The sequence below is a fragment of the Mycolicibacterium confluentis genome (genome assembly GCF_010729895.1).
Taxonomy (GTDB): Bacteria; Actinomycetota; Actinomycetes; order Mycobacteriales; family Mycobacteriaceae; genus Mycobacterium; species Mycobacterium confluentis.
In genome coordinates, this window is sequence record NZ_AP022612.1 from 3121527 (window position 1) to 3142302 (window position 20776).

The following is a 20776-nucleotide window of genomic DNA, read 5'->3' on the forward strand; positions in this document are numbered from 1 at the left end:
CCCTCTCCGGTTACTTCGGGATTTCGCACCACCAGTCGCCCGGTGCCCTACAGTCATGCGGATGCGATCGAGGATGGCGGTGCTGACCGCGTTCGCACTGCTGATGTGCGGGTGCGGTACCCCACCCGTCGCCGAGGAACCCGAATCCCCCACCGCGGCTTTCGAATCCGCACCGTGCCCGCAGTTCGCGCCGATGCCCGAGACCACGCTCGGACCCGAGTTCTCGTGCGGTTTCCTGGTGGTGCCCGAGAGCCGCGACCGACCCGACGGCCGCACCATCAGGATCGCCGTCGCCCGCGCGAAGGCGCAGTCGGCCGCGCCGAAACCGGACCCGTTGGTGTACCTCACGGGCGGCCCCGGTGGGCCCGGCCTGCTCCTGGGCAACGGCCTGGCGACTGTCGGACTCAACCGCGACCGCGACCTCATTGTCGTCGACCAGCGCGGCACACTGTTCTCGCAACCGACGCTCACCTGCCCCGAGGTGGACGAGTTCCTCGAGGCCGCGTGGGAGATGCCGACGCAGGCGCCGGGCACCGCCGAGAAGGATCTGGCTGCGGTCAGGGCCTGCCGGGACCGGCTCGCGGGGCAGGGAATTGATCTGTCCGCCTTCAACACCCGCGAGAACGCCGCGGACATCGCCGACCTGCGCACGGCACTCGGCATCGAGGAGTGGAACGTCTACGGCGTGTCCTATGGCAGCGACCTCGCGCTGCAACTGCTGCGTGACCATCCCGAGGGCATCCGCAGCATCGCGGTGGATTCGGTGGTGCCACCCCAGACGAACCTGGTGGAGCAGATGTGGCCTAGCGCCGCCGAGGGCCTCGACGCGCTGTTCACGGCGTGTGCGGAACAGCCCGCGTGTGCCGCAGCCCACCCTCGGCTTCGCGACGAGTTCACGGCCACGGTGCGTCGTCTCGCGAAGGAACCCGCCGTCATCGAGGTGCCCGGCACCGCCGAGGTTCCGCCGCGGCGCGTGGTCGTGGACGGCTACGCGATGGCCAACCTGGTGATCCAGGCAACCCTGGACACCCGGAAGATCCCCGGCCTGCCGAAGGTCATCCACGCGTTCGCGACCGACGACCACGCGACGCTGGCCGCAGGCGTGCTGGCTCCCGCGCCTGCCGTGCCCGGCCTCGTCGCCTACGGCCTGACGTATGGCGTGTTCTGCCGCGAGGGAGCGGCTTTCACCGACACCGCCGGAATCCTCGCGACGGCGCAGCAGGCCCTCCCCGAGCTGCCCAGCGAGGTGCTCTCGCTGGTCCCGCAGATACCGCGGGTGGTCGCCGAATGCGGCGTCTGGGACGTCGGGCGCGCCGACGACAGCGTCCACGACCCCGCCGGCGCGGACATCCCCGCGGTGTTGTTCGCCGGGACACTCGACGCCGTCACGCCACCCAGTCAGGCCGACCTCGCCGCGCAGCGCTTCCCCAACGGCCGGGTCGTGCGCATCGCGGGTTCGGGTCACGACGTGCTGAGCAAGTCGACGTGTGCGCAGCAGATCCTGATCGACTTCCTCGACGATCCCACCGGCTACGACGTCACCTGCGCCGGCGAACTGCGCACGCCTGCGTTCACCACCTGAGTCATTTCGCCTCACCCTCGGCCTTGTCGAGATCGAAGACCGCCAGGTGCGCCAGCGCGTCCTCCTGGGAGACCTTGTGGGCCGAGCGCCTACCGAAGACGTAGACCGTGAGGCCGAGCGCAGACATGCCCAGGCTGATGCTGCCCACCCACGTCATCCACGTGGCGGACGGCACGTCGATCCACGGCGTGACGAACGAGTAGTAGATGCCGCCGACGGCCCCCAGCGATCCGCGTACTTCTTCCGGCGGCCGAATGTGCTGCCGGGGGCGGCGGCGATCGACGTCGATCGAGAGAGGGGCTCAGTGGCCGGGGTGGACGCTGTGGTCGCAAAATCACCGGTCACAGTGTCACTCCGGTTAACTACTCCCGACTTGGGTAACGCGGGAGTGTCATGACCTCAACGGATTTCGTCGTGTGCTCGGTCCTGGATGCGCCGGAACGGTTGCGCCTGCTCCAACTCGAAGGCGAGTTCCAGCAGCGTGGCCTCACGTCCCGCGTCCGCCGCGAACATCATCCCGATCGGCAGACCGTCCGCGGATTCCGCAAGCGGGAGCGAGACCGCCGGGTCGCCGGTCACGTTGTGCAGCGGCGTGAACGCCACCCAGTCGATCAACCGGTCGATGATCTGGTCGTAGTCCGCCATGGGGTCCAGGTGACCGATGCGGGGCGGTTCGTCGGCCAGTGTCGGGGTGAGCACGACATCGAAGCGCTGGGCCAGTGACCGCAGGTGCCGCCTTGTCCGCGCAAGGCGCGCCATCGTCAACGGCATGCGGTGCAACTGCCGGGTGGCGTGCCGGTCAAGACCCAGCGACAGGTTGTCCAGCCGGGTGCGGTCGAACGACGGGCCGAACCGCTTGCGCCCGCCCCGCACCAGCGCGGTCGCCAGGAGCGCCCAGTAGCGGACGAAGTCGTCGACGAAGGTCGCGGGCACGGGCATCTCGTCGAGCGTCTCGACATGGTGTCCCAGGCTCTCGAGCAGGGCCGCGGTCTTGGCGGTGGCCTCGCAGACCTGTGCCCCGCTCTCCCGGCGGATCGAGCGCGTCACGACGGCGATCCGAAGGCGCTTCGACGACGGGCCGGTGATGTCGCCGATCGGCGGCAGTTTGGGGTTGCGCCAGGCGCGCTCGGCCTCACGGTAGAACGCCGCGGTGTCGCGCACCGAGCGGGTCAGCACACCGTTGGCGACGATCTTGATCGGCATCTCGCCGTGCTCGGCCTCCAGCGGCAGCCGGCCCCGGGTCGGTTTCAGGCCGATCAGGCCGTTGCAGGCGGCCGGGATTCGGATCGACCCGCCGCCGTCGTTGGCGTGCGCGATGGGCACCGCTCCCGCGGCAACCAGGGCGGCCGACCCCGACGACGATGCGCCCGCGGTGTGCTCGGTGTTCCACGGGTTGCGGACCGAGCCGAGTCGCGGGTGCTCCGCGGCGGCGCTGAACCCGAACTCCGACATCATGGTCTTGCCGAGGATGTTGAGCCCGGTCGAGAAGTACAGCCTGGTGAAGTCACCGTCGACGGCCGCGGGAAACGGCTCCCAGGCGTCGGCGCCCTTGCCGGTGGGCATGCCCGCCACGTCCGAGTTGTCCTTGATGAAGGACGGCACGCCGTCGAAGAAGCCGCCGTAGGGCGCCTCGGCCCGCTCCCGGGCCCGCTCGTAGGACTTGTAGACCACAGCGTTCAGCTGTGGGTTGACGGCCTCGGTACGGGCGATCGCGGCGTCGGCGGCCTCGGAGCGGGAGATCGCGCCGGACTGGATCGCCTCGGCGACGCCGACCGCGTCGAGGTCTCCGAGCGCGTCATCGGTGAATGCATGTACGTGGCCCATTGGGCCGACGGTATCAACCACGCGCGGTCAGCGGTGAAGGCCCGCGTCGGCGGCCACCCGGGCCAGGGCCGCCACGTGGTCGTCGACCGTCGCCAGGCCGGCCTTCATCGTGTTGACCGACACGTGGGTGGCGCCCGCGTCTTTCCATGCAGTGAGTCCGGACGCGGCCTTGTCGGGGTCACCCACCCAGGTCACGCGCCCCTCCATCCCGAGCGCGGCCGCGTCACGTCCGGCGTCCTCGGCGGCCTTCACCACGTGCCCACGCGCGTCGTCAAGGGCCGGGCCGGGTTCCATCATCGGGAACCAGCCGTCTCCGAGTCGGCCTGCCCGCGCATAGGCGCGCTCCGACGCGGCGCCGAACCAGACCGGGATCGAGCGCGTGGGCAGCGGCGCCAAACCTGCTCCGGTGATCTGGTGGTGCTTCCCGGTGTAGGTCACCGTCTGCTCGGTCCAGAGCCGCCGCATGACGTCGACCTGCTCTTCGCTGCGTCGGCCGCGGTTGGAGAAGTTCTCCCCCAACGCCTCGTATTCGACAGGGTTCCACCCCACTCCGATGCCCAGCCGGAACCGTCCGTTGGTCAACAGGTCCACCTCGGCGGCCTGTTTGGCCACCAGCGCGGTTTGGCGCTGCGGCAGGATGATCACCCCGGTGACGAGCTCCAGCGTCGTGACGGCGGCGAGGAACCCGAACATCACGAACGGTTCGTGGAACGTCGTGTGGACGTCATACGGGCCCTGCCAACCCTGGTGCACCGCTGGGTCGGCGCCCAGCACGTGGTCGTAGGCCAGGATGTGGGTGAACCCCAACTCCTCGACGGCCTGGGCGTAGGACCGCAGGGCCCCAGGATCGCCGCCGAGTTCGGTCTGAGGGAAGACAACTCCGATGCGCATCGGTCCAGTCTGCCGAAAGGCGAAACCCCACGCCTCCGGGATCACCGGATGGCGCGGGGTTTCACAAATGAGCGGTTGGTGCGCCGCTCAAGTTTCTAGGCCCGAAGGCTCAGATCAGGCCTGGGCTCGATTGGCCCGACTCCTCCGCCGGGCTCGTCCCTCGCCCGGCTTCGTCGTCAGGCCTGGCCGACCTCGAAGCGGGCGAACCGCGTGACAGTCACGCCGGCCTCGTCGAGCAGGGCCTTGACGGTCTTCTTGTTGTCGGACACCGACGGCTGATCCAGCAGCACGACGTCCTTGTAGAAGCCGTTGACGCGACCCTCAACGATCTTGGGCAGAGCCTGCTCGGGCTTGCCCTCGGCCTTCGCGGTCTCCTCGGCGATGCGACGCTCGTTGGCGACGAGATCCTCCGGCACGTCCTCACGGGTGAGGTAGCGGGCCTTGAGCGCGGCGATCTGCAGGGCCACGGCGTGCGCGGCTTCCTTGGAATCACCGGTGTACTCGACCAGCACACCCACGGCCGGCGGCAGATCCGCGGCGCGCTTGTGCAGGTAGGTCTCGACAGTGCCGTCGAAGTAGGCGGCGCGACGCAGTTCGAGCTTCTCGCCGATCTTCGCCGACAGGTCGGCGACGGCCTGCTCGACCGTGGTGCCGTCCAGATCGGCCGCCTTCAGGGCGTCGACGTCGCCGGCCTTGGCAGCCAGCGCAGCGGCGACGACCTTGTCGGCCAGGGCCTGGAACTCGGCGTTCTTGGCGACGAAGTCCGTCTCCGAGTTCAGTTCGATGAGCACGCCGTCCTTGGCGGCCACCAAGCCCTCGGCGGTGGCGCGCTCAGCGCGCTTGCCGACGTCCTTGGCGCCCTTGATACGCAGCACCTCGACGGCTTTGTCGAAGTCGCCATCGCTTTCGGCGAGCGCGTTCTTGCAGTCCAGCATGCCGGCGCCGGTCAGCTCCCGAAGGCGCTTGACGTCGGCAGCGGTGTAGTTAGCCATTGAAAGCTTCTCCTGGGGATGAAGAGGTTAGGAAGCGTCGGTGGTGGGTTCGGCGGCAGGAGCCTCGGCTGCACCAGTCGTGGTGGCCGAAGCCAGCAGCTCCTGCTCCCACTCGGTCAGGGGCTCGCCCGCATCGGGCTTGCCGTCGCTGGCGGAGGCGCCGGCACGGGCCTGCAGACCCTCAGCCACCGCGGAGGCGACGACCTTGGTCAGCAGAGCAGCCGAGCGGATCGCGTCGTCGTTGCCCGGGATCGGGTAGTCGACGAGGTCGGGATCGCAGTTGGTGTCCAGGATCGCGATGATCGGGATGTTCAACTTGCGAGCCTCAGCGACCGCGAGGTGCTCCTTGTTGGTGTCGACGACCCAGATCGCCGACGGCACCTTCTGCATGTCACGGATACCGCCGAGCGAGCGCTCCAGCTTGTTCTTCTCACGCGTCAGCATGAGGATTTCCTTCTTGGTGCGACCCTCGAAGCCACCGGTCTGCTCCATGGCCTCAAGTTCCTTCATGCGCTGAAGACGCTTGTGCACGGTCTGGAAGTTGGTGAGCATGCCGCCGAGCCAGCGCTGGTTCACGTACGGCATGCCGACGCGGGTGGCCTCGTCCGCAATGGACTCCTGGGCCTGCTTCTTGGTGCCGACGAACAGCACGGACCCACCGTGGGCGACGGTCTCCTTGACGAACTCGTACGCCTTGTCGATGTAGGTCAGCGTCTGCTGCAGGTCGATGATGTAGATGCCGTTGCGGTCGGTGAAGATGAACCGCTTCATCTTGGGATTCCAACGACGGGTCTGGTGCCCGAAGTGTGCGCCGCTGTCAAGCAGCTGCTTCATGGTCACGACGGCCATGGGTGTGCCTTACCTTTACTTTGTCGGTTGTCGTTCGACTGGTTGAGCCGAACCCTGGCGACTGCTTCGATGCCGGACCCCTTTCAGGGACCACCCGGCATCCAGGTTGTGCAGACGCGCGAAGTCAGCCCGCGCAAACGAGCTGCGGAGAAGAGTTTACACCGTCTCAGCACGTGCTCTGTCCACAGCGACGTGCCGGTCCACAGACCGCGACGTCGGGTCTGGCCTTGCCGTCATCCACGCGCTGAACTGGGCCGATGCGCGTGGTTGTCTCCATCATGGTCGCACTGCTGACCGCGGCGCCTGCCTTTGTGACCGCCGCCCCTGCCTTCGGCGCCCCCGAGCGTCTGCAGTGGCCGCTGCGGCCGCCGCCTGCGGTGGTGGGTGAGTTCGACCCGCCCACTCCCGACTGGCTGCGAGGCCACCGTGGGGTCGACCTAGCCGGGTCTGTCGATCAGGTCGTCTACGCCGCGGGACCGGCAACCGTGGTGTTCGCCGGGGTTCTGGCGGGCCGCGACGTCGTCTCGCTGGCACATCCCGGCGGCCTGCGCACCAGCTATGAACCGGTACGCGCGGCCGTGCGGGCGGGCCAGCGAGTCGATGCGGCCATCCCGATCGGCACGCTGCAGCCAGGCCATCCGGGCTGTCCGGGCGCGGTCTGCCTGCATTGGGGTGCGATGTGGGGGCCGGCCTCGCGCGCCGACTACGTGGACCCGCGTGGACTGTTGGAGTCGACGCCCGTGCGGCTCAAACCGCTGAGAAACTCCGTGATCGCGGCCAGCACCCGTGCCGGGTTGTCACGCTGCACCCAGTGCCCCGCACCGGGGACCTCGACCAGAGTGGCGTCGGGAATCAGCGCGGCCGCCGCACGGGCGCGGGCGATCGGCACCGCGGAGTCCTCACTGCCGTGCACGAGGAGTGCGGGGGGTGCGAACGTGCCCAGCTGCGAGGTGTAGTCGGTGGTCAATCCGCGGAAGCCGACCTGTTCGCGTTGCCATTGAGCGAACTGGGCCAGGCCACGACCCTGCTTGCCGGCGCGGCGCACCGCGTCCTGCAACTCCGGCGTGCGCTGATCGGGGCTTCGGACGAGGCTGGCCAGGCTCGCGGAGACGGCGGTCGCGTTGGCCGAAAGCCAGCGCGTGCTCCAGGCCAGGGCTCCGGTTCGCACCAGCAGCCATGTCGTGGCCTCGCGCAGCGCCGACAGGGGGCCGTCGGAAAGCCGAGGCATCAGCCCGTAGCTCGCGAGAAGCATTGCCCCGCTGACCTTCTCGGGGCTGGCCAGCACATGACCGACGGCCATCCCGCCACCCAGCGACAACCCGCCGATCGCGTAGCGGGCGAGGCCGAGGGAGTCGACGAATTCACCCGTGTAGCCGACAAGGCGCTGTTGGGTCGCCGGCCAGGGTGCGGGCGGGCTCTCCCCGTATCCAGGGTGGTCGGGGGCCAGCACGCGGTAACCGCTGCGGGCGAGGTCGGCGCCGAGGCCGCCCCACGACAGCAGCGCGCTGTCGACTCCCCCGCCGTGCAGCAGCACGACTGTCCTCTGGTGGGCTGCGGTCTGTTCCGGAGCCCACTCCAGGTAGCTCACCGGGCCCCACGACAGGGTCACGGTCCGCCGGTTCATGCCCGCGGGTGCGCCTGATCGTGCACGGCCCGCAGACGGGCGACGGTGACGTGCGTATACAGCTGGGTGGTCGCGAGCGTCGAGTGGCCGAGCAGTTCCTGGACGATGCGCAGGTCGGCGCCGCCCTCCAAGAGGTGGGTGGCCGCGCTGTGCCGAAGCCCGTGCGGGCCGAGGTCGGGCGCGCCGTCGACGGCCGAGACGGTCTGGTGGACGACCGTGCGGACCTGCCGGGGGTCGATCCGGCGACCGCGTGCGCCGAGCAGCAGCGCAGGCCCGGAGTCTGGGCGGGCGAGTGCGGGCCTGCCCTCAGTGAGCCAGTCCCGCAGCGCCTCTTCGGCGGGCTCGCCGAACGGTGTGGTGCGCTGTTTGTTGCCCTTGCCCAGTACGCGCAGCACTCGGTGGCTCACATCGATGTCGTCGATGTCGAGGCCACAGAGTTCGCTGACGCGGATGCCGGTCGCGTACAACAGCTCGACGATCAGCCGGTCCCGCAGTGCCAGCGGATCACGCTCAGCCGCACCGGCTTTGGCCGCGGCCATCGCCTCCAGCGCCTGGTCCTCGCGGAGCACGGAGGGCAGCGTGCGATGAGATTTCGGCACCTGCAGGCGTACGGCGGGGTCGATGGCCAGGTATCCGCGGCGCAGCGCCCAGGCCGTGAACGTCTTGACCGCGGATGTGCGCCGGGCCAGGGTGCTGCGAGCTACGCCGGCGGTGGCCTGGCTGGCCAGCCACGATCGCACGGTCGGCAGCGTCAGTGTCGTGAGGTCGGCGCCGGGAGTGCGTTCGGCAACGAAGGCGAACAGCGCGCGCAGGTCGCCGAGGTAGGCGCGCCGGGTATGCGCCGACCGAGACCGCTCCAGACCGAGGTGTTCGTCGAACTCCTCGAGGATCACGTCAAGGGGTGGGTGCACTCCCCTACGGTGCCAGACTCAGTCGGCTTTGCCTGCCTCCGACTCGGCGAGTTCGCGCTTCCACTGCCGGAACGTCTCCTCGGTGCGCCCGCGGCGCCAGTACCCCGAGATCGAGTTGGCCCACTTGGCGTCCACACCACGCTCTTTGCGGATGTACGAGCGCAGATTGTGCATGACGGCTTGGGCTTCACCGTGGATGAAGACCTGCACCTGGCCGGGCAGCCACGGCGAGCCCTTGACGGCCTCGATGAGGGGTGCGTTGTCCCCGGCCTGCTGATCGGTGACCATGTCGGCGCGACCGCCGCGGTACACCCACCGCAGTTCCACACCGTCCGGCCTGGTCAGTTCCAGTTCGTCGTCGGGACCGGAGATCTCGATGAAGGCCTGCCCCACGGCGTCGTCGGGCAGAGCCTCGAGTGCGGCACTGATGGCGGGGATGGCGGCTTCGTCACCTGCGAAGAGGTGCCAGTCCGCCGCGGGGTCCGGCGAGTAGGCACCATTCGGGCCCGCGAGGTACACCACGTCGCCGGATTGGGCCGATGCGGCCCACGGACCGGCGATGCCGTGCTCACCGTGCACGACGAAGTCGATGGTCACTTCCCGGGCCGACGGGTCGGCGCGGCGGACCGTGTAGGTGCGCAGCGTGGGTGCCTGATCTTTGGGGAAGCTGTCGAGCGTCAACGGGTGCGGCAGGCCCTCGACGTCGACGCCCGCGGGGACGAACGCGATCTTCACGTACGAGTCGGTGAATTCGCTCGGGGTGAAAGTGTCGAAACCCTTGCCTCCCAAGACCACTCGAACGATGTGGGGCGTGAGCCATTCGGTGCGGACCACTTCGAACGTATGCAGGGGGCGACCGGCCATAACGCCGACTATACGAGGACCGCCGACGTGGCGGCGGTGTCGGTTGCCCGCACGCATGACCCGTCGCAGCCCGCACGCATGAAAAGGGGCGCCCACAGTGGGACGCCCCCCTTCACAAGAGTTTCCTGGTCAGCGACCTTCTCCGGCAGTGCTGAACATGGGCCGATCCGGGCCGGCGCCGAAGCCGGGGCCCTGGACGCCGGTGCGGGGACCGCGATCCCCCAGCACACCGAAGTCTTCGTACTGATCGCCCGGGGCGTTGAGGCTGTAGGGCACGCCACTGGTGGCGGGGAGCTGAATGTCCTGCGCAGACGCGATGGCCGTCGAGGCCAGTCCTACGCTCACTGCGGCCAGAGCGCCTGCGGCGATGGAGGCGATCGTGATGCTCTTCATTGGAAATCCCACCTAGTTCGTTTGCCGTGTCTTCCGTCTCGTGGGGCGGGAGGCGTGTTGTCGTTCTGATCGTTGGAACCGGCGTGTGAAGTGTTTTCTTCCATGCCATTTCACTCTTTTCGACGTTGGCAGGATGTTGGCGCTGAGTGGCAGCAATGCGTCGCACCGGACTCAGAACGGTGGTTCTTCGGTGTCGTCGATGGGTGGTGGGGGTGGTGGTTGCCAGTCGGGGGGCAGGGTTTCGGGTTCGGGTGGGTCGTTGACCCAGGTGCACCAGGGGCTGGTGGAGGGGGTGCCTTTGAACAGGTGCAGCATTCTGCGCATGTGGTTGCGCCACTGGCGCTGGTCGATCTCTTGGCGGCGGGCAGCGTTGAGGCGGCGTTGTTCGGCGTTGCGGGGCCGGTGGGCTGTGAGTTGCGCGCGGGCGTGGGTGTGGCGGCGGGCTTTGTCGCGTTGGCGGTGGCGGCGCCGTGGTGGTGGCGGTGGGCCGAACAGGTCGGGGGCTGGCGGTGGGCCGAACAGGTCGGGGGCCGGCGGTGCGCCGAGCAGGTCGGGGGCCGGCGGTGGGCCGAGCAGGTCGGGGAACAGTTCGGCCCCGGCGGGGGTGGTTGTGTAGGTGCGGCCCGTCGGTGAGGTCCACACGATGGTTCCGTCGCCTTGTTGTTGGTCGGTCCAGTCGAGGAAGGTTTTGTCGCGGTGGTGTTCGCGGCAGTAGCAGCCCAGATTCCACGGCGCGGTCAGTCCGCCGGCGGTGGGGTTGGTGTGGTGGAACGGGGTGGTGTGGTCGAGGTCGGCGAACCAGGCTGGGCGGTCACAGCCGGGGAATCGGCAGGTCAGGTCGCGGGTCTTGATGAACCGCGCCAACCCCGCTGACGGGGTGTAGGTGTGTGCCTGGGCCGCGGTGGCGGTGAGGGTGGGGCAGGACACGGGGCGCAGCAGGGCGGTCGGCACCAGGTCGCGGACCTGGGCGGCGTCGATGATCCCGAAGCCCTGCAGGTAGCCGGGCTGATCACTGTCGCCGGAGACGGTGGCCGCAGACGCGACCACGTTGATCACGGTGCGCACCGCCGGCACCCCCGCGGCACCGGTGGCCGCGCCGCCTGCACGGGCACCTTCCCCGCGGGCACCCGCTGCCGCCGCGGCGTCGGCGGCGGCGGTGTGGGCCGCGGTGCGGCTGGGGCATTGGGCCTGTCCGCAGTCGCAGCTCAGCAGCTGGTCTTGGTTCAGGGCGGTCAGGGCGTCGGCGCGGCGCTGCCGCACAGTCCGCGAATCCGCGGCGCACACCGAGGTCGCCATCGCTGCCAGGCGGGCATCCAGGATTGCGGCGCCGGGGCCGGTCAGGATGCCGCGCAACTGGGCCGTGCCGTCGGGTTGAGCGGTGACCGTGACGTGGCGGCCGGCTTCGGCGTGCACGCGGCGTTCCTTGGCGGCCTCGGGATCGAGGGTGCGGATGGCGGCGTCGACGGCGTCGATGACCCGGCGCCGCGACCACGACGACCAGGTGGTCAGCTTCTGCGTCATCTGCGCATCGATCTGCGGCATCAAGGTGCCGGTGACGTATTCGGTGCGGGTCAGGATGAGTTTGACGGTGGGCCAGTCGACGTCGCCGCCGCGCAGCAGCGCCCCCACCAGCGGCAGGCGGGTGTCGAGGGCTTCGGCGTGGGCGACGGTGTCCTGGGCCAGTTTGGGCGCCAGGTTCAGGGCGGCGCCGATCTCGGCGCTGGTGCGGGTCAGGCCGGTGATGATGCAGTAGCCGGGATCGGGATCGTCCGCCTCGGCCTCATAGGTGCGGTGTTCGACCAGCCGGGCGATGGCGGCCATGCGGCGGCCGATGAGCATCGTCTCGAAGCGGTGGCACGCCTCGATTTCGGTGAGCAGCCCGTCCGGCGAATCATCATCGAACACATGTTCGAGTATGCCCTCACCCACCGACAGATCACGCACGTCAAGCCGCAGGCTGTGGACCAACTCGCAACTGTGGATAACCCCGGATCTGGGGGTGGCGGCAGGCAGGAGCCCGGGGCCAGCGGTGCGGAGGGTGCCGTGTCCCGGCTGGCGATCACTGGTGCGTGGCCACGCAAGCGGTGATTCTTGCCGGCGCTGCGATCGTCGATGGCAATGTTCGCGACGGTGGCGGCGACGCAACCGGGAGACGGCGGGCCGTGGCCGGTTCCGATGGTCAGGCGACGACGGCCAGCACCGGTGAGAACACACACTATGAGGGGCGCCCCCGTGGGGGCGCCCCTCATAGTGGTGGGGATCAGCGGCGCGCGGTGCCCGAACCGAAGCCGGGACCGGCAACACCGGTACGCGGGCCGCGATCGCCCAGCACACCGAAGTCAACGCCGTAGTCGCCAGGAGCGCTCAAGCTGTACCCAGCGCCCGCGGCAACCTGCTCAACCTGACCGACCGCGGCCACCGCCGGAGCGGCCAAACCCACGGCCACCACAGCCAGGGCACCAGCAGCGATCGAGGCAATCGAAATGTTCTTCATTGGAATCCCACCTTGCTTATTCCAGGTCTTCCGTCTTGTGGGCGGGAGGCTCGTTGTCTGTTCTGATGGGTGCAACCCCAACGGGAACCGTTTTCTTCCAACAGATTTCACCAACACAAGGCCTGGCAGGAAATTATCGACCCCTGGCAGAATCGAACCGAATTTCAACCGCGCCGTTCGGCGGCCCCGTGGGCACCCCCGACGGGAGCGCGATGACCCGACGAACAGCGAGAGCTGGCGGGAAGCCAAAACTCGACGAAATCAAAACCCGACAAAATCAACGCCCGCCAGAATCAAAGCCCGCCAGAGCCAAAGCCCGCCAGAGCCAAAGCCCGCCAGGTCCATGACCACCCTGAAACATCTACGTCGACGAGATCCCTCCAGTTCAAACCATTTCAGGGTCACAACACACTATGAGGGGCGCCCCCGTCGGGGCGCCCCTCATAGTGGTGGGGATCAGCGGCGCGCGGTGCCCGAACCGAAGCCGGGACCGGCAACACCGGTACGCGGGCCGCGATCGCCCAGCACACCGAAGTCAACGCCGTAGTCGCCAGGAGCGCTCAAGCTGTACCCAGCGCCCGCGGCAACCTGCTCAACCTGACCGACCGCGGCCACCGCCGGAGCGGCCAAACCCACGGCCACCACAGCCAGGGCACCAGCAGCGATCGAGGCAATCGAAATGTTCTTCATTGGAATCCCACCTTGCTTATTCCAGGTCTTCCGTCTTGTGGGCGGGAGGCTCGTTGTCTGTTCTGATGGGTGTAACCCCAACGGGAACCGTTTTCTTCCAACAGATTTCACCAACACAAGGCCTGGCAGGAAATTATCGACCCCTGGCAGAATCGAAGCGGAATACCTTCAGTGAAGAACGCCAGCCAACTGCTCGAAGGTGAGTTCCCAGCCACTGTGGAAGCTCTCGTACTCCTCGGGCGGTAGCAGGGTGTGCTCGATCGCCATCAGGGTCTGCCCATCGGCAACAGGCGAGAACGTCACCTCAACGATGCTCACGACGGTGGGGTCCGCCCAGTTTGAGTTGCTCCAGGTGAACCGCAGCAGTCGCGGACGGTCGATCGCCAGGAACTGCCCCACGATCAGGACCGACTTCCCGGAGTCATCGAGGTCAAAGCGCACGCCTCCCCCGACCCGGGGTTCAACGGCAACCGCGACGCAGAAGACGGGACGCGGGCACATCCAGTCGGCAAGGGATTCCGGGTCCAGCCACTGATCGAACACGACCTCGGGCTCGGCGGGCATCACCCGCCGCACCCGCACTGTCGCTGCGTCGGTCACGGAGTCCGCTTCCGCCGCAGGCGGTCGGAGAGCGCATCAGCCCGCGCCGACCAGAAGTCAGCCTGTTCATCAATCCACTTCTGCGCCATGGTCAAACCACGGGGATCGAGCGAGAACCAGTGCTCCCGCCCACGAATCTCGCGCCGAACCAGACCCGCCCGCTCGAGCACGCCTACGTGGCGGGAGACCCCCGCGAAGGTCATCGGCAATGGTGCGGCCAGATCGGTGAGACGCGCATCGCCGTGCCGGAGCGCCTCCAGGAGCGCCCGACGAGTCGGATCCGCCAGCGCGGCGTAGGCGCGATCCAGCACCTGATCTTCAACCACCTTGTTGACTATAGCCGCCAACCGTGGTGTGCTGGACCGATCCAACATTCAACATATAAGTTGAATAATGCGGAGGACATATGAAACCCGAGATCGTCACTGCGACTGAGTGGGACGCCGCCTACGAGACACTGCTGGCCAAGGAGAAGGAACACACCCGAGCGGGAGATGCGCTCGCGGCCCTGCGCCGCCGAATGCCCTGGACGAAGGTGGACGGGAAATACGCCTTCGAGGGACCGCGGGGCTCAACGACACTGCTCGACCTGTTCGAGGGACGCCGACAGTTGATCGTCTATCGCGCGTTCATGGACCCCGGTGTGCACGGCTGGCCCGAGCATGGGTGCGTGGGCTGTTCCCCGATGGCAGACCACATCGGCAACCTGGCGCACCTCAACGCCCGCAACACCACACTCGTCTATACCTCCCGCGGATCCCAAGAGGACATCGCCAGAATCAAGTCCCGAATGGGCTGGAACATCCCCTGGTACACCATGATTCCCGACGAGAACGACCACGCGTTCGACAACGACTTCGGCGTCCGGGACTGGCACGGCACCAACGCGTTCATTCGTGACGGCGACGACGTGTTCCGCACCTACTTCATCAACAACCGCGGTGACGAGGCCTTCGTCAACACGTGGGCCTTCCTCGACATGACCGCATTGGGCAGGCAGGAGACCTGGGAGGACTCGCCAGCGGGTTACCCGCAGAGCCGGCCCTACGAATGGTGGAACTGGCACGACGAATACGGCGACCGCGAACCGTACCGCTGGTTCGGAGATCCCACTCCCGAGGATCGGCACGACCCACGTCCACCGCGCTAACAAGCCGACCAGCAGACACAGCATGAGGGGCGCCCCATTTGGGGCGCCCCTCATGTGGTGGGGGTCAGCGGCGCGCGGTGCCTGAACCGAATCCAGGACCTGCAACACCGGTCCGCGGGCCACGGTCGCCCAGCACGCCGAAGTCGTCTCCGTAGTCACGGCCCGGGGCACTCAAGCTGTATCCGGCGGCAGTTGCCACCTCACTCGCGGAGGCGACGGCCGGAGCGGCCAGACCCACGGCCACCAGGGCCATAGCACCAGCTGCGATTGCGTTGATTGTGTACTTCATCATTGGAATACACCCACCTTTCATGTTGTCTGCACGGCTCAACCGACACCAGAAGGGTTTTCTTCCAACAGATTTCATCACCGGCGAACTTGGCAGGAAGTTGTCGGAACAGTGGCAGAATCACGTCACAGGGTCAGGTCCCCGACGGTTTTCGCACCAGCTGCCAACCTCCGTCCACCCGGGAGATCAGCCCCGCAAGCTCCAACATCGCCAGCGGCCCCAGCACCCGCTGCGGCGGCATGGCGGCGTTGACCCCGATCTGCTCGACGGTCGCCACACCACGGCCCGGCATCGCCTCGAACACCACACGTTCGGCGTCCGTGAGCTGATCCAACGGGGTCTGCGGATGCACCGGATCCTCGGCGAGCTCCCCCATCCGCCCGACGATCTCCACGATCTCGTCGCTCCGCGACACCAACTGCGCACCCGACCGCAACAGCGCATGGCAGCCCGCCGAGGCGGCCGACGTCACGGGACCGGGAACCGCACACCGCACCCTCCCCAGGGCCTCGGCCCACGCCGCGGTGTTGGCCGCCCCGCTGCGTAGACCGGCCTCCACCACGACCGTCGCGCCAGACAGCACGGCCACCAACCTGTTGCGGGTCAGGAACCGATGCCGCGCGGGACGGATGCCCGGCGCATACTCCGACACGATCAACCCCGCACTCGCGATTCGATGCAGCAGCGCCGAATGTCCCGACGGATAGAACACGTCCACACCCCCGGCCAGCACCGCGACCGTGCAACCCTCGGCGGCCAGCGCAGCACGGTGCGCCGCGCCGTCAATGCCGAAGGCGCCGCCCGACACCACCGCCACATCGCGCTCCACGAGCCCACTCGCCAAATCGGCGGCCACATGCTCGCCGTAACTGGTGGCCGCACGCGTACCCACGATCGCCGCGGCACGCATCGCTACCTCGTCCAGCCGCTGCGGCCCCAACACCCACAACACCAGCGGGGCCCAACCCCCGGGCCGCTTCTGGGCCTTCTCGGACTCAAAGGCCCTGAACGCCAGCGTCGGCCATTCGTCATCGACCGGCGTCACCAGCCGCCCACCCCGACGATCCAGTGTCTCGAGATCCTCTGCCGCACAGTCAAGATCGCGACGCGCCAGCGTGCGATCACGCAGATCCACGTCGACGCCGCCGCTGCGGACCATCCCCGCGGCCTCGATCGGCCCGACCGCGTCGACCAACCGCGCCAACGTCGGGCACGGCGGTTCGACCACGCGCGACAGGTAGGCCCAGGCCAGGCGCTCCTTGTCGGTCATCGCGGAGCCCCCGACTGGCGGAAGCTCAACGCCGTCGCCACATCCTCACGGCTGGGCGAATCGCGGCCCGACAGATCCGCGAGAGACCACGCCACCCGCAACGATCGATCCGCCCCGCGCACACTGACGGCGCCGTTGTCCAGCGCGGAGCGCAGCGGTGCCATCGCCTCACGGCTGAGCCGAAAGGAACGCCGCAACACCGGACCCGGCACTTCGGCGTTGGTCCGGACCCCGACGACGCTCCACCGCTGCGCCGCGGCCTCCCGTGCCGCCGCGACCCGAGCCCGCACCACCGCCGTCGACTCCCCGACCTCGCCGGCCAGTGCCCCGGCGCGCACCGGGTTCATCGCCACCCGCAGATCGACGCGGTCCAGCAGCGGCCCGGACAGCTTGCCGAGGTAGCGACGCTTGATTCCGCCGGGACAGATGCAGTCCTGCGGGGCAGCGGGTGCACAGGGACACGGGTTGGCGGCCATGATCAGCTGAAACCGCGCCGGATACCGCGCCACGCCGTCGCGGCGCGCGAGCCGGATCTCCCCCTCCTCCAAGGGAGTTCGCAACGCCTCCATGACGCTGACGCCGATCTCGGCGCATTCGTCGAGGAACAGCACCCCGCGGTGGGCACGACTGACCGCGCCGGGCCGCGCCATGCCCGCCCCGCCCCCGACCATCGCGGCGACGCTCGACGTGTGGTGCGGTGCGACGAAGGGTGGTCGAGTGATCAGCGGCGTGCTCTCCGACAACAGCCCGGCGACCGAGTGGATCGCGGTGACCTCGAGCGACTCGTCATGCGACAGCGGCGGCAACAACCCGGGCAGCCGCTGGGCCAGCATGGTTTTGCCGATGCCGGGCGGTCCGGTCAACATCAGATGATGCCCGCCGGCAGCGGCCACCTCGACCGCGTAGCGGGCCTGGGTCTGCCCCACCACGTCGGCGAGATCAGCAGTCGATTCGTCCTCGGGCGTCTGCACCTCGACCCTCCCGGACAGCTTCGTCGATCCCCCCAGCCAGGCCTTCAGTTGCCGCAGTGTGCGGGCACCGAGCACCTCGATACCGTCGATGAGGCTGGCCTCGGGCAGGTTCTCGACGGGCACCACCACGGAGGGCCAGCCCTCACGACGGGCCGCCATGACCGCAGGCAGCACGCCGCGCACCGGGCGGACCCGGCCATCGAGCGCCAACTCCCCGAGCAGCACGGTCTTGTCCAACTGCGACCACTGCTTCTTGAGACCCGCCGCCAGCACCGCACAGGCCAATGCGATGTCATACACGCTGCCCATCTTCGGCAGGGTCGCCGGCGAGAGCGCCAGGACCAACCGGGACTGGGGCCACTCGCTGTCGCTGTTGATGATCGCCGACCGCACCCGATCACGGGACTCCTGCAGCGCCGCATCCGGCAGCCCAACCAGATGCACACCGGGCAGACCACTGGTGATGTCGGCCTCGATCTCGACAACCTCACCGTTGAGGCCCGCCACCGCGATCGAGTACGCCCGCCCCAGCGTCATCAGCCCACCCCCCGCAGATGGCTGATCTCCGGGGTGCGCGAACGGCCGATCCGCACCCTGATCACATCGATGCGCACGGCCGGCCAATGACGGTCCTGCTGTTGCAACCACAACCCGGCCAACCGACGCAGCCTGCGCACCTTGGCGTGAGTGACCGCCTCCGCCAGGCCACCGAACCCGTCCCCGGTGCGGGTCTTCACCTCAACGAAAACCACTGCGCCCGAATCGTTGTCGACCGCGACGATGTCGAGCTCACCGTAGCGGCAGCGCCAGTTGCGAACCAGTACGGTCAGCCCGAGACCGCCGAGATGCTCGACGGCAAGATCCTCCCCGAGCGCACCGATCTCCGCACGCGTCCACTGCATTTCAGCCATGCGCCCAGACTGACCCGCACGACAGACAACTCGCACTCACGCACGGGCGAATCCGCCCAGTTGTCCACAGTCACGCACTCATCCACAACCCAGAACGGGTCAGCCGGAGACGTCCTCATCCTCGGGCAGATCATGGCGGACGACCTTCACCCGCCCATGCGGCAGGCAGGCCATGTAGCCGTGGTGCTTTCCGTACAACTCCCACGACGTCGCACTGTCGTCGGGATCGACATCGATGCGATGCCCCTTGGAGAAGTTCAGATGCAGGGCTCCCTCGTCGCTGCACCAGGCCTCGGTGCACACCGCACCCGCGAGATCCAACAGAGGACGCTCCTGAACGGAGACATGCGACGGGTCGATGACGACCTGTTCCTCCGGGTAACCGTCGAGGGGCGGCAGAGTCAGCCGGATCGGACGCGAGATGACCAGTTCGTTGTAGTCCTCGAGATCCAGAACCAAGCCACCCCGCAACGACACGCGCTGGACGGTGCACTTCTCAATCCACTGGGTGAGCATGAGCGCTCCCTTCGCCACGCCATTGGGGCCAAGCCCCATCCTAGGCCGGGTGCGCACTCCGAGACTATGAGTCTCGAAAACTGCGAGAACCAGAAGACCTACTCCGGCAGCCGAAGCTCAGGCTTCTCGACTTCCTCGATGTTGACGTCCTTGAACGTGATCACCCGCACCTGCTTGACGAAGCGCGCCGGCCGGTACATGTCCCACACCCAGGCGTCGGCCAACCGCAGCTCGAAGTACACCTCGCCGTCGGCGTTGCGCGGAATCAGCTCAACGCTGTTGGCCAGGTAGAACCGTCGCTCGGTCTCCACCACATAGCTGAACTGCCCGACGATGTCCTTGTACTCGCGATACAGCGAGAGCTCCATCTCGGTTTCGTACTTCTCGAGATCCTCAGCGCTCATCTGTCCAGCAGTCCTTCGTGTCCGATCGTCTTGCCTGCCATTGTCGGTTACCCGTTCTCGCGGCGCTGTTCAGGTTCGCACGGCGCCGCGACCCGCCGCACGTTGATGAACGAATAGCGGTGTTGACTGCACGGGCCCAACGCCGTCAACGCCGCGGAGTGCGACGGTGTGCTGTAGCCCTTGTGCTCGGCGAACCCGTACCCGGGAAAGTCTTTCTCCATCTCGACCATAAGCCGATCGCGGCTGACCTTGGCGAGCACGCTGGCCGCCGCGATGCAGGCCGCCGCGGCGTCCCCGCCGATCACCGGCAACGAAGGCATCGGCAGCCCCGGCACCCGGAAGCCATCGGAGAGCACGTAACCGGGCCGCACCGACAGTCCCGCGACCGCGCGCCGCATGCCCTCGATGTTGGCGACGTGGACACCGCGCCGGTCCACCTCGGTCGAGGGGATGAACACCACGTGGTAGGCCAGCGCGTAGCGGCGGATCAGCGGGAAAAGCTGCTCGCGCTGCTTCTCGGTCAACTTCTTGGAGTCGTCCAGCAGCGACAGGCTCTCCAGCCGATTCGGGCTCAGCACACACGCCGCGACGACGAGTGGGCCGGCGCAGGCACCACGGCCGACCTCGTCGACCCCGGCCACCGGCCCCAAACCGCTGCGATACAGGGCCGACTCCAGTGTCCGCAGTCCGGACGACTTACGGATCACGGTCCGTGGCGGCCAACACCGGTTCGTCGGGGGCATTCAGTCACCCTGTTGTGGATTGGGCGAGCTGATTCCGCCCCACCGGGTCGGCGGCCACGCGATGAACTGGGCCTTGCCGATCACGTTCTCCACCGGGATCGTCCCGTTGGTGGGATCGCCGGTGCAGATCAGGCCCTTCTGGAAGTCCTCGGGCGTGCTGGTGCAGTGCGCCCGCGAATCCGCCGAATGGGTGCGGTTGTCGCCCATCACCCACAGCCGGTCCTCCGGCACCTTGACTGGGCCGAACTCGCCGCCCAGGCACGGAATGAGGGCCGGGTCGGCCAGCATCGTCTCGGGGTCCAGGTAGGGCTCGTTGAGGCGCTTGCCGTCGACGGTCAGACCTGTGTCGGTGCGGCACTCCACGGTCTGGCCCCCGACCGCGATCACACGCTTCACCAGGTCGTTCTGGTCGGGCGGGACGAAGCCGACGACCGCCAACGCGTTCTGCAGCGTGCGGATTGTCGGGTTGTCGGACCGGATCGACTTATAGCCGACGCTCCACGAGGGCGGGCCCTTGAACACGACCACGTCGCCGGGTTGCGGCTCGCCGAAGCGGTAGGACACCTTGTCGACCATAATCCGGTCGCCGACACAGCCGTTACAGCCGTGCAGCGTGGGCTCCATCGACTCCGATGGAATCAGGTACGGCCGTGCCACAAACGTCAACATGACGTAGTAGAGGCCGACCGCGATCACCACCAGGATGACGGCTTCACGAAGGGCAGATTTCGCCTTGCTCGGCTTCGCGGAGTCGCCTTCCGGCGGTGATTGCGATGAGTTGGCCGAGTCCTCGGTGTCGGTCACGGGA

General features: G+C 68.0%; 23 protein-coding genes and 2 pseudogenes. 3 read left to right on the top strand and 22 right to left on the bottom strand.

Features of this window, described 5'->3' with window-relative positions; genetic code table 11:
• The first annotated feature begins 61 nt into the window (after positions 1-61).
• Positions 62-1582, top strand: coding sequence for an alpha/beta hydrolase (locus tag G6N34_RS14545; protein ID WP_163645402.1), 1521 nt, complete (start codon positions 62-64; stop codon positions 1580-1582).
• Between the two features lies 1 nt (position 1583).
• Here the strand turns inward: G6N34_RS14545 and G6N34_RS14550 are convergent.
• The 5 genes and pseudogenes from G6N34_RS14550 to rpsB form a co-directional block, all read right to left on the bottom strand.
• Positions 1584-1814: pseudogene (locus G6N34_RS14550) on the bottom strand (APC family permease); the annotation flags it as partial.
• A 167-nt stretch (positions 1815-1981) separates the two neighbouring features.
• Positions 1982-3406 (bottom strand): amidase, encoded by a 1425-nt coding sequence (locus G6N34_RS14555; RefSeq protein WP_085152688.1) that lies wholly within the window; start codon positions 3404-3406, stop codon positions 1982-1984.
• 27 nt (positions 3407-3433) lie between these two features.
• Positions 3434-4297, bottom strand: coding sequence for an LLM class F420-dependent oxidoreductase (locus tag G6N34_RS14560; protein WP_085152722.1), 864 nt, complete (start codon positions 4295-4297; stop codon positions 3434-3436).
• 176 nt (positions 4298-4473) lie between these two features.
• Positions 4474-5289, bottom strand: coding sequence for a translation elongation factor Ts (tsf, locus tag G6N34_RS14565; protein WP_085152689.1), 816 nt, complete (start codon positions 5287-5289; stop codon positions 4474-4476).
• 27 nt (positions 5290-5316) lie between these two features.
• Positions 5317-6138, bottom strand: coding sequence for a 30S ribosomal protein S2 (gene rpsB, locus G6N34_RS14570; RefSeq protein ID WP_085152690.1), 822 nt, complete (start codon positions 6136-6138; stop codon positions 5317-5319).
• Positions 6139-6395: 257 nt separating this feature from the next.
• On the opposite strand from rpsB, the pseudogene G6N34_RS14575 reads away from it, so the two are divergent.
• Positions 6396-6899, top strand: a pseudogene (locus G6N34_RS14575) (M23 family metallopeptidase); the annotation flags it as partial.
• On the opposite strand, the gene G6N34_RS14580 reads toward G6N34_RS14575, so the two are convergent.
• The 9 genes from G6N34_RS14580 to G6N34_RS14620 all read right to left on the bottom strand — a co-directional run bounded on the left by G6N34_RS14580 (position 6842) and on the right by G6N34_RS14620 (position 14040).
• On the bottom strand, positions 6842-7762 hold the full coding sequence (locus G6N34_RS14580; RefSeq protein ID WP_085152691.1) for an alpha/beta fold hydrolase: 921 nt from the start codon (positions 7760-7762) through the stop codon (positions 6842-6844). The pseudogene G6N34_RS14575 and the gene G6N34_RS14580 sit on opposite strands and share 58 nt — an antisense overlap.
• Positions 7759-8673 (bottom strand): tyrosine recombinase XerC, encoded by a 915-nt coding sequence (locus G6N34_RS14585; RefSeq protein ID WP_085152692.1) that lies wholly within the window; start codon positions 8671-8673, stop codon positions 7759-7761. The genes G6N34_RS14580 and G6N34_RS14585 overlap by 4 nt, the downstream gene beginning before the upstream one ends.
• Positions 8674-8691: 18 nt before the next feature.
• Positions 8692-9537 (bottom strand): siderophore-interacting protein, encoded by an 846-nt coding sequence (locus tag G6N34_RS14590; protein ID WP_085152693.1) that lies wholly within the window; start codon positions 9535-9537, stop codon positions 8692-8694.
• Between the two features lie 129 nt (positions 9538-9666).
• Positions 9667-9930, bottom strand: a complete 264-nt coding sequence (locus G6N34_RS14595) for a hypothetical protein (protein ID WP_085152694.1) — start codon at positions 9928-9930, stop codon at positions 9667-9669.
• Between the two features lie 171 nt (positions 9931-10101).
• Positions 10102-11835 (bottom strand): HNH endonuclease signature motif containing protein, encoded by a 1734-nt coding sequence (locus G6N34_RS14600; RefSeq protein ID WP_235680637.1) that lies wholly within the window; start codon positions 11833-11835, stop codon positions 10102-10104.
• Between the two features lie 355 nt (positions 11836-12190).
• On the bottom strand, positions 12191-12424 hold the full coding sequence (locus G6N34_RS14605) for a hypothetical protein (protein WP_085151601.1): 234 nt from the start codon (positions 12422-12424) through the stop codon (positions 12191-12193).
• A gap of 456 nt (positions 12425-12880) precedes the next feature.
• Complete coding sequence (locus G6N34_RS14610; RefSeq protein WP_085151601.1) at positions 12881-13114, bottom strand: hypothetical protein; 234 nt, start codon at positions 13112-13114, stop codon at positions 12881-12883.
• A gap of 168 nt (positions 13115-13282) precedes the next feature.
• A complete protein-coding gene (locus G6N34_RS14615) occupies positions 13283-13714 on the bottom strand; it encodes an SRPBCC family protein (protein WP_085151600.1) in 432 nt (143 codons plus the stop codon).
• Positions 13711-14040 carry an ArsR/SmtB family transcription factor gene (locus G6N34_RS14620; protein WP_085151863.1) on the bottom strand — a complete coding sequence of 110 codons (330 nt, stop codon included), beginning with the start codon at positions 14038-14040 and terminating at the stop codon, positions 13711-13713. Before G6N34_RS14620 ends, G6N34_RS14615 begins: the two co-directional genes overlap by 4 nt.
• A gap of 80 nt (positions 14041-14120) precedes the next feature.
• On the opposite strand from G6N34_RS14620, the gene G6N34_RS14625 reads away from it, so the two are divergent.
• Positions 14121-14864 (top strand): DUF899 domain-containing protein, encoded by a 744-nt coding sequence (locus G6N34_RS14625; RefSeq protein WP_085151599.1) that lies wholly within the window; start codon positions 14121-14123, stop codon positions 14862-14864.
• Between the two features lie 64 nt (positions 14865-14928).
• Here the strand turns inward: G6N34_RS14625 and G6N34_RS14630 are convergent, their stop codons facing one another.
• The 8 genes from G6N34_RS14630 to lepB all read right to left on the bottom strand — a co-directional run bounded on the left by G6N34_RS14630 (position 14929) and on the right by lepB (position 20772).
• Positions 14929-15156, bottom strand: coding sequence for a hypothetical protein (locus tag G6N34_RS14630; protein ID WP_133057753.1), 228 nt, complete (start codon positions 15154-15156; stop codon positions 14929-14931).
• A 130-nt stretch (positions 15157-15286) separates the two neighbouring features.
• A complete protein-coding gene (gene dprA, locus G6N34_RS14635; RefSeq protein WP_085151597.1) occupies positions 15287-16423 on the bottom strand; it encodes a DNA-processing protein DprA in 1137 nt (378 codons plus the stop codon).
• Positions 16420-17931, bottom strand: a complete 1512-nt coding sequence (locus G6N34_RS14640) for a YifB family Mg chelatase-like AAA ATPase (protein ID WP_085151596.1) — start codon at positions 17929-17931, stop codon at positions 16420-16422. The genes dprA and G6N34_RS14640 overlap by 4 nt, the downstream gene beginning before the upstream one ends.
• The gene (locus G6N34_RS14645; RefSeq protein ID WP_407663272.1) at positions 17931-18296 is read right to left on the bottom strand and encodes a YraN family protein; all 366 of its coding nucleotides are present in this window, start codon (positions 18294-18296) and stop codon (positions 17931-17933) included. Before G6N34_RS14645 ends, G6N34_RS14640 begins: the two co-directional genes overlap by 1 nt.
• A gap of 108 nt (positions 18297-18404) precedes the next feature.
• Positions 18405-18821 (bottom strand): DUF6188 family protein, encoded by a 417-nt coding sequence (locus G6N34_RS14650; RefSeq protein ID WP_085151594.1) that lies wholly within the window; start codon positions 18819-18821, stop codon positions 18405-18407.
• A gap of 98 nt (positions 18822-18919) precedes the next feature.
• Positions 18920-19225, bottom strand: a complete 306-nt coding sequence (locus G6N34_RS14655; protein WP_003893809.1) for a DUF2469 domain-containing protein — start codon at positions 19223-19225, stop codon at positions 18920-18922.
• A gap of 47 nt (positions 19226-19272) precedes the next feature.
• The gene (locus G6N34_RS14660; protein WP_085151593.1) at positions 19273-19968 is read right to left on the bottom strand and encodes a ribonuclease HII; all 696 of its coding nucleotides are present in this window, start codon (positions 19966-19968) and stop codon (positions 19273-19275) included.
• Positions 19969-20772: a signal peptidase I gene (lepB, locus tag G6N34_RS14665; protein WP_085151592.1), complete on the bottom strand. Its 804-nt coding sequence runs from the start codon at positions 20770-20772 to the stop codon at positions 19969-19971.
• Positions 20773-20776: the final 4 nt, after the last annotated feature.

Bases quoted from the DNA above. Each gene is read 5' to 3' on its own strand.
- G6N34_RS14660 (WP_085151593.1), bottom strand. From the start codon at position 19,968: ATGCCCCCGACGAACCGGTGTTGGCCGCCACGGACCGTGATCCGTAAG.
- G6N34_RS14605 (WP_085151601.1), bottom strand. From the start codon at position 12,424: ATGAAGAACATTTCGATTGCCTCGATCGCTGCTGGTGCCCTGGCTGTG.
- G6N34_RS14650 (WP_085151594.1), bottom strand. From the start codon at position 18,821: ATGCTCACCCAGTGGATTGAGAAGTGCACCGTCCAGCGCGTGTCGTTG.
- G6N34_RS14640 (WP_085151596.1), bottom strand. From the start codon at position 17,931: ATGACGCTGGGGCGGGCGTACTCGATCGCGGTGGCGGGCCTCAACGGT.
- G6N34_RS14580 (WP_085152691.1), bottom strand. From the start codon at position 7,762: ATGAACCGGCGGACCGTGACCCTGTCGTGGGGCCCGGTGAGCTACCTG.
- rpsB (WP_085152690.1), bottom strand. From the start codon at position 6,138: ATGGCCGTCGTGACCATGAAGCAGCTGCTTGACAGCGGCGCACACTTC.
- tsf (WP_085152689.1), bottom strand. From the start codon at position 5,289: ATGGCTAACTACACCGCTGCCGACGTCAAGCGCCTTCGGGAGCTGACC.
- G6N34_RS14655 (WP_003893809.1), bottom strand. From the start codon at position 19,225: ATGAGCGCTGAGGATCTCGAGAAGTACGAAACCGAGATGGAGCTCTCG.
- G6N34_RS14545 (WP_163645402.1), top strand. From the start codon at position 62: ATGCGATCGAGGATGGCGGTGCTGACCGCGTTCGCACTGCTGATGTGC.
- G6N34_RS14610 (WP_085151601.1), bottom strand. From the start codon at position 13,114: ATGAAGAACATTTCGATTGCCTCGATCGCTGCTGGTGCCCTGGCTGTG.
- G6N34_RS14555 (WP_085152688.1), bottom strand. From the start codon at position 3,406: ATGGGCCACGTACATGCATTCACCGATGACGCGCTCGGAGACCTCGAC.
- G6N34_RS14625 (WP_085151599.1), top strand. From the start codon at position 14,121: ATGAAACCCGAGATCGTCACTGCGACTGAGTGGGACGCCGCCTACGAG.
- G6N34_RS14630 (WP_133057753.1), bottom strand. From the start codon at position 15,156: ATGATGAAGTACACAATCAACGCAATCGCAGCTGGTGCTATGGCCCTG.
- G6N34_RS14560 (WP_085152722.1), bottom strand. From the start codon at position 4,297: ATGCGCATCGGAGTTGTCTTCCCTCAGACCGAACTCGGCGGCGATCCT.
- dprA (WP_085151597.1), bottom strand. From the start codon at position 16,423: ATGACCGACAAGGAGCGCCTGGCCTGGGCCTACCTGTCGCGCGTGGTC.
- G6N34_RS14645 (WP_407663272.1), bottom strand. From the start codon at position 18,296: ATGCAGTGGACGCGTGCGGAGATCGGTGCGCTCGGGGAGGATCTTGCC.
- G6N34_RS14590 (WP_085152693.1), bottom strand. From the start codon at position 9,537: ATGGCCGGTCGCCCCCTGCATACGTTCGAAGTGGTCCGCACCGAATGG.
- G6N34_RS14595 (WP_085152694.1), bottom strand. From the start codon at position 9,930: ATGAAGAGCATCACGATCGCCTCCATCGCCGCAGGCGCTCTGGCCGCA.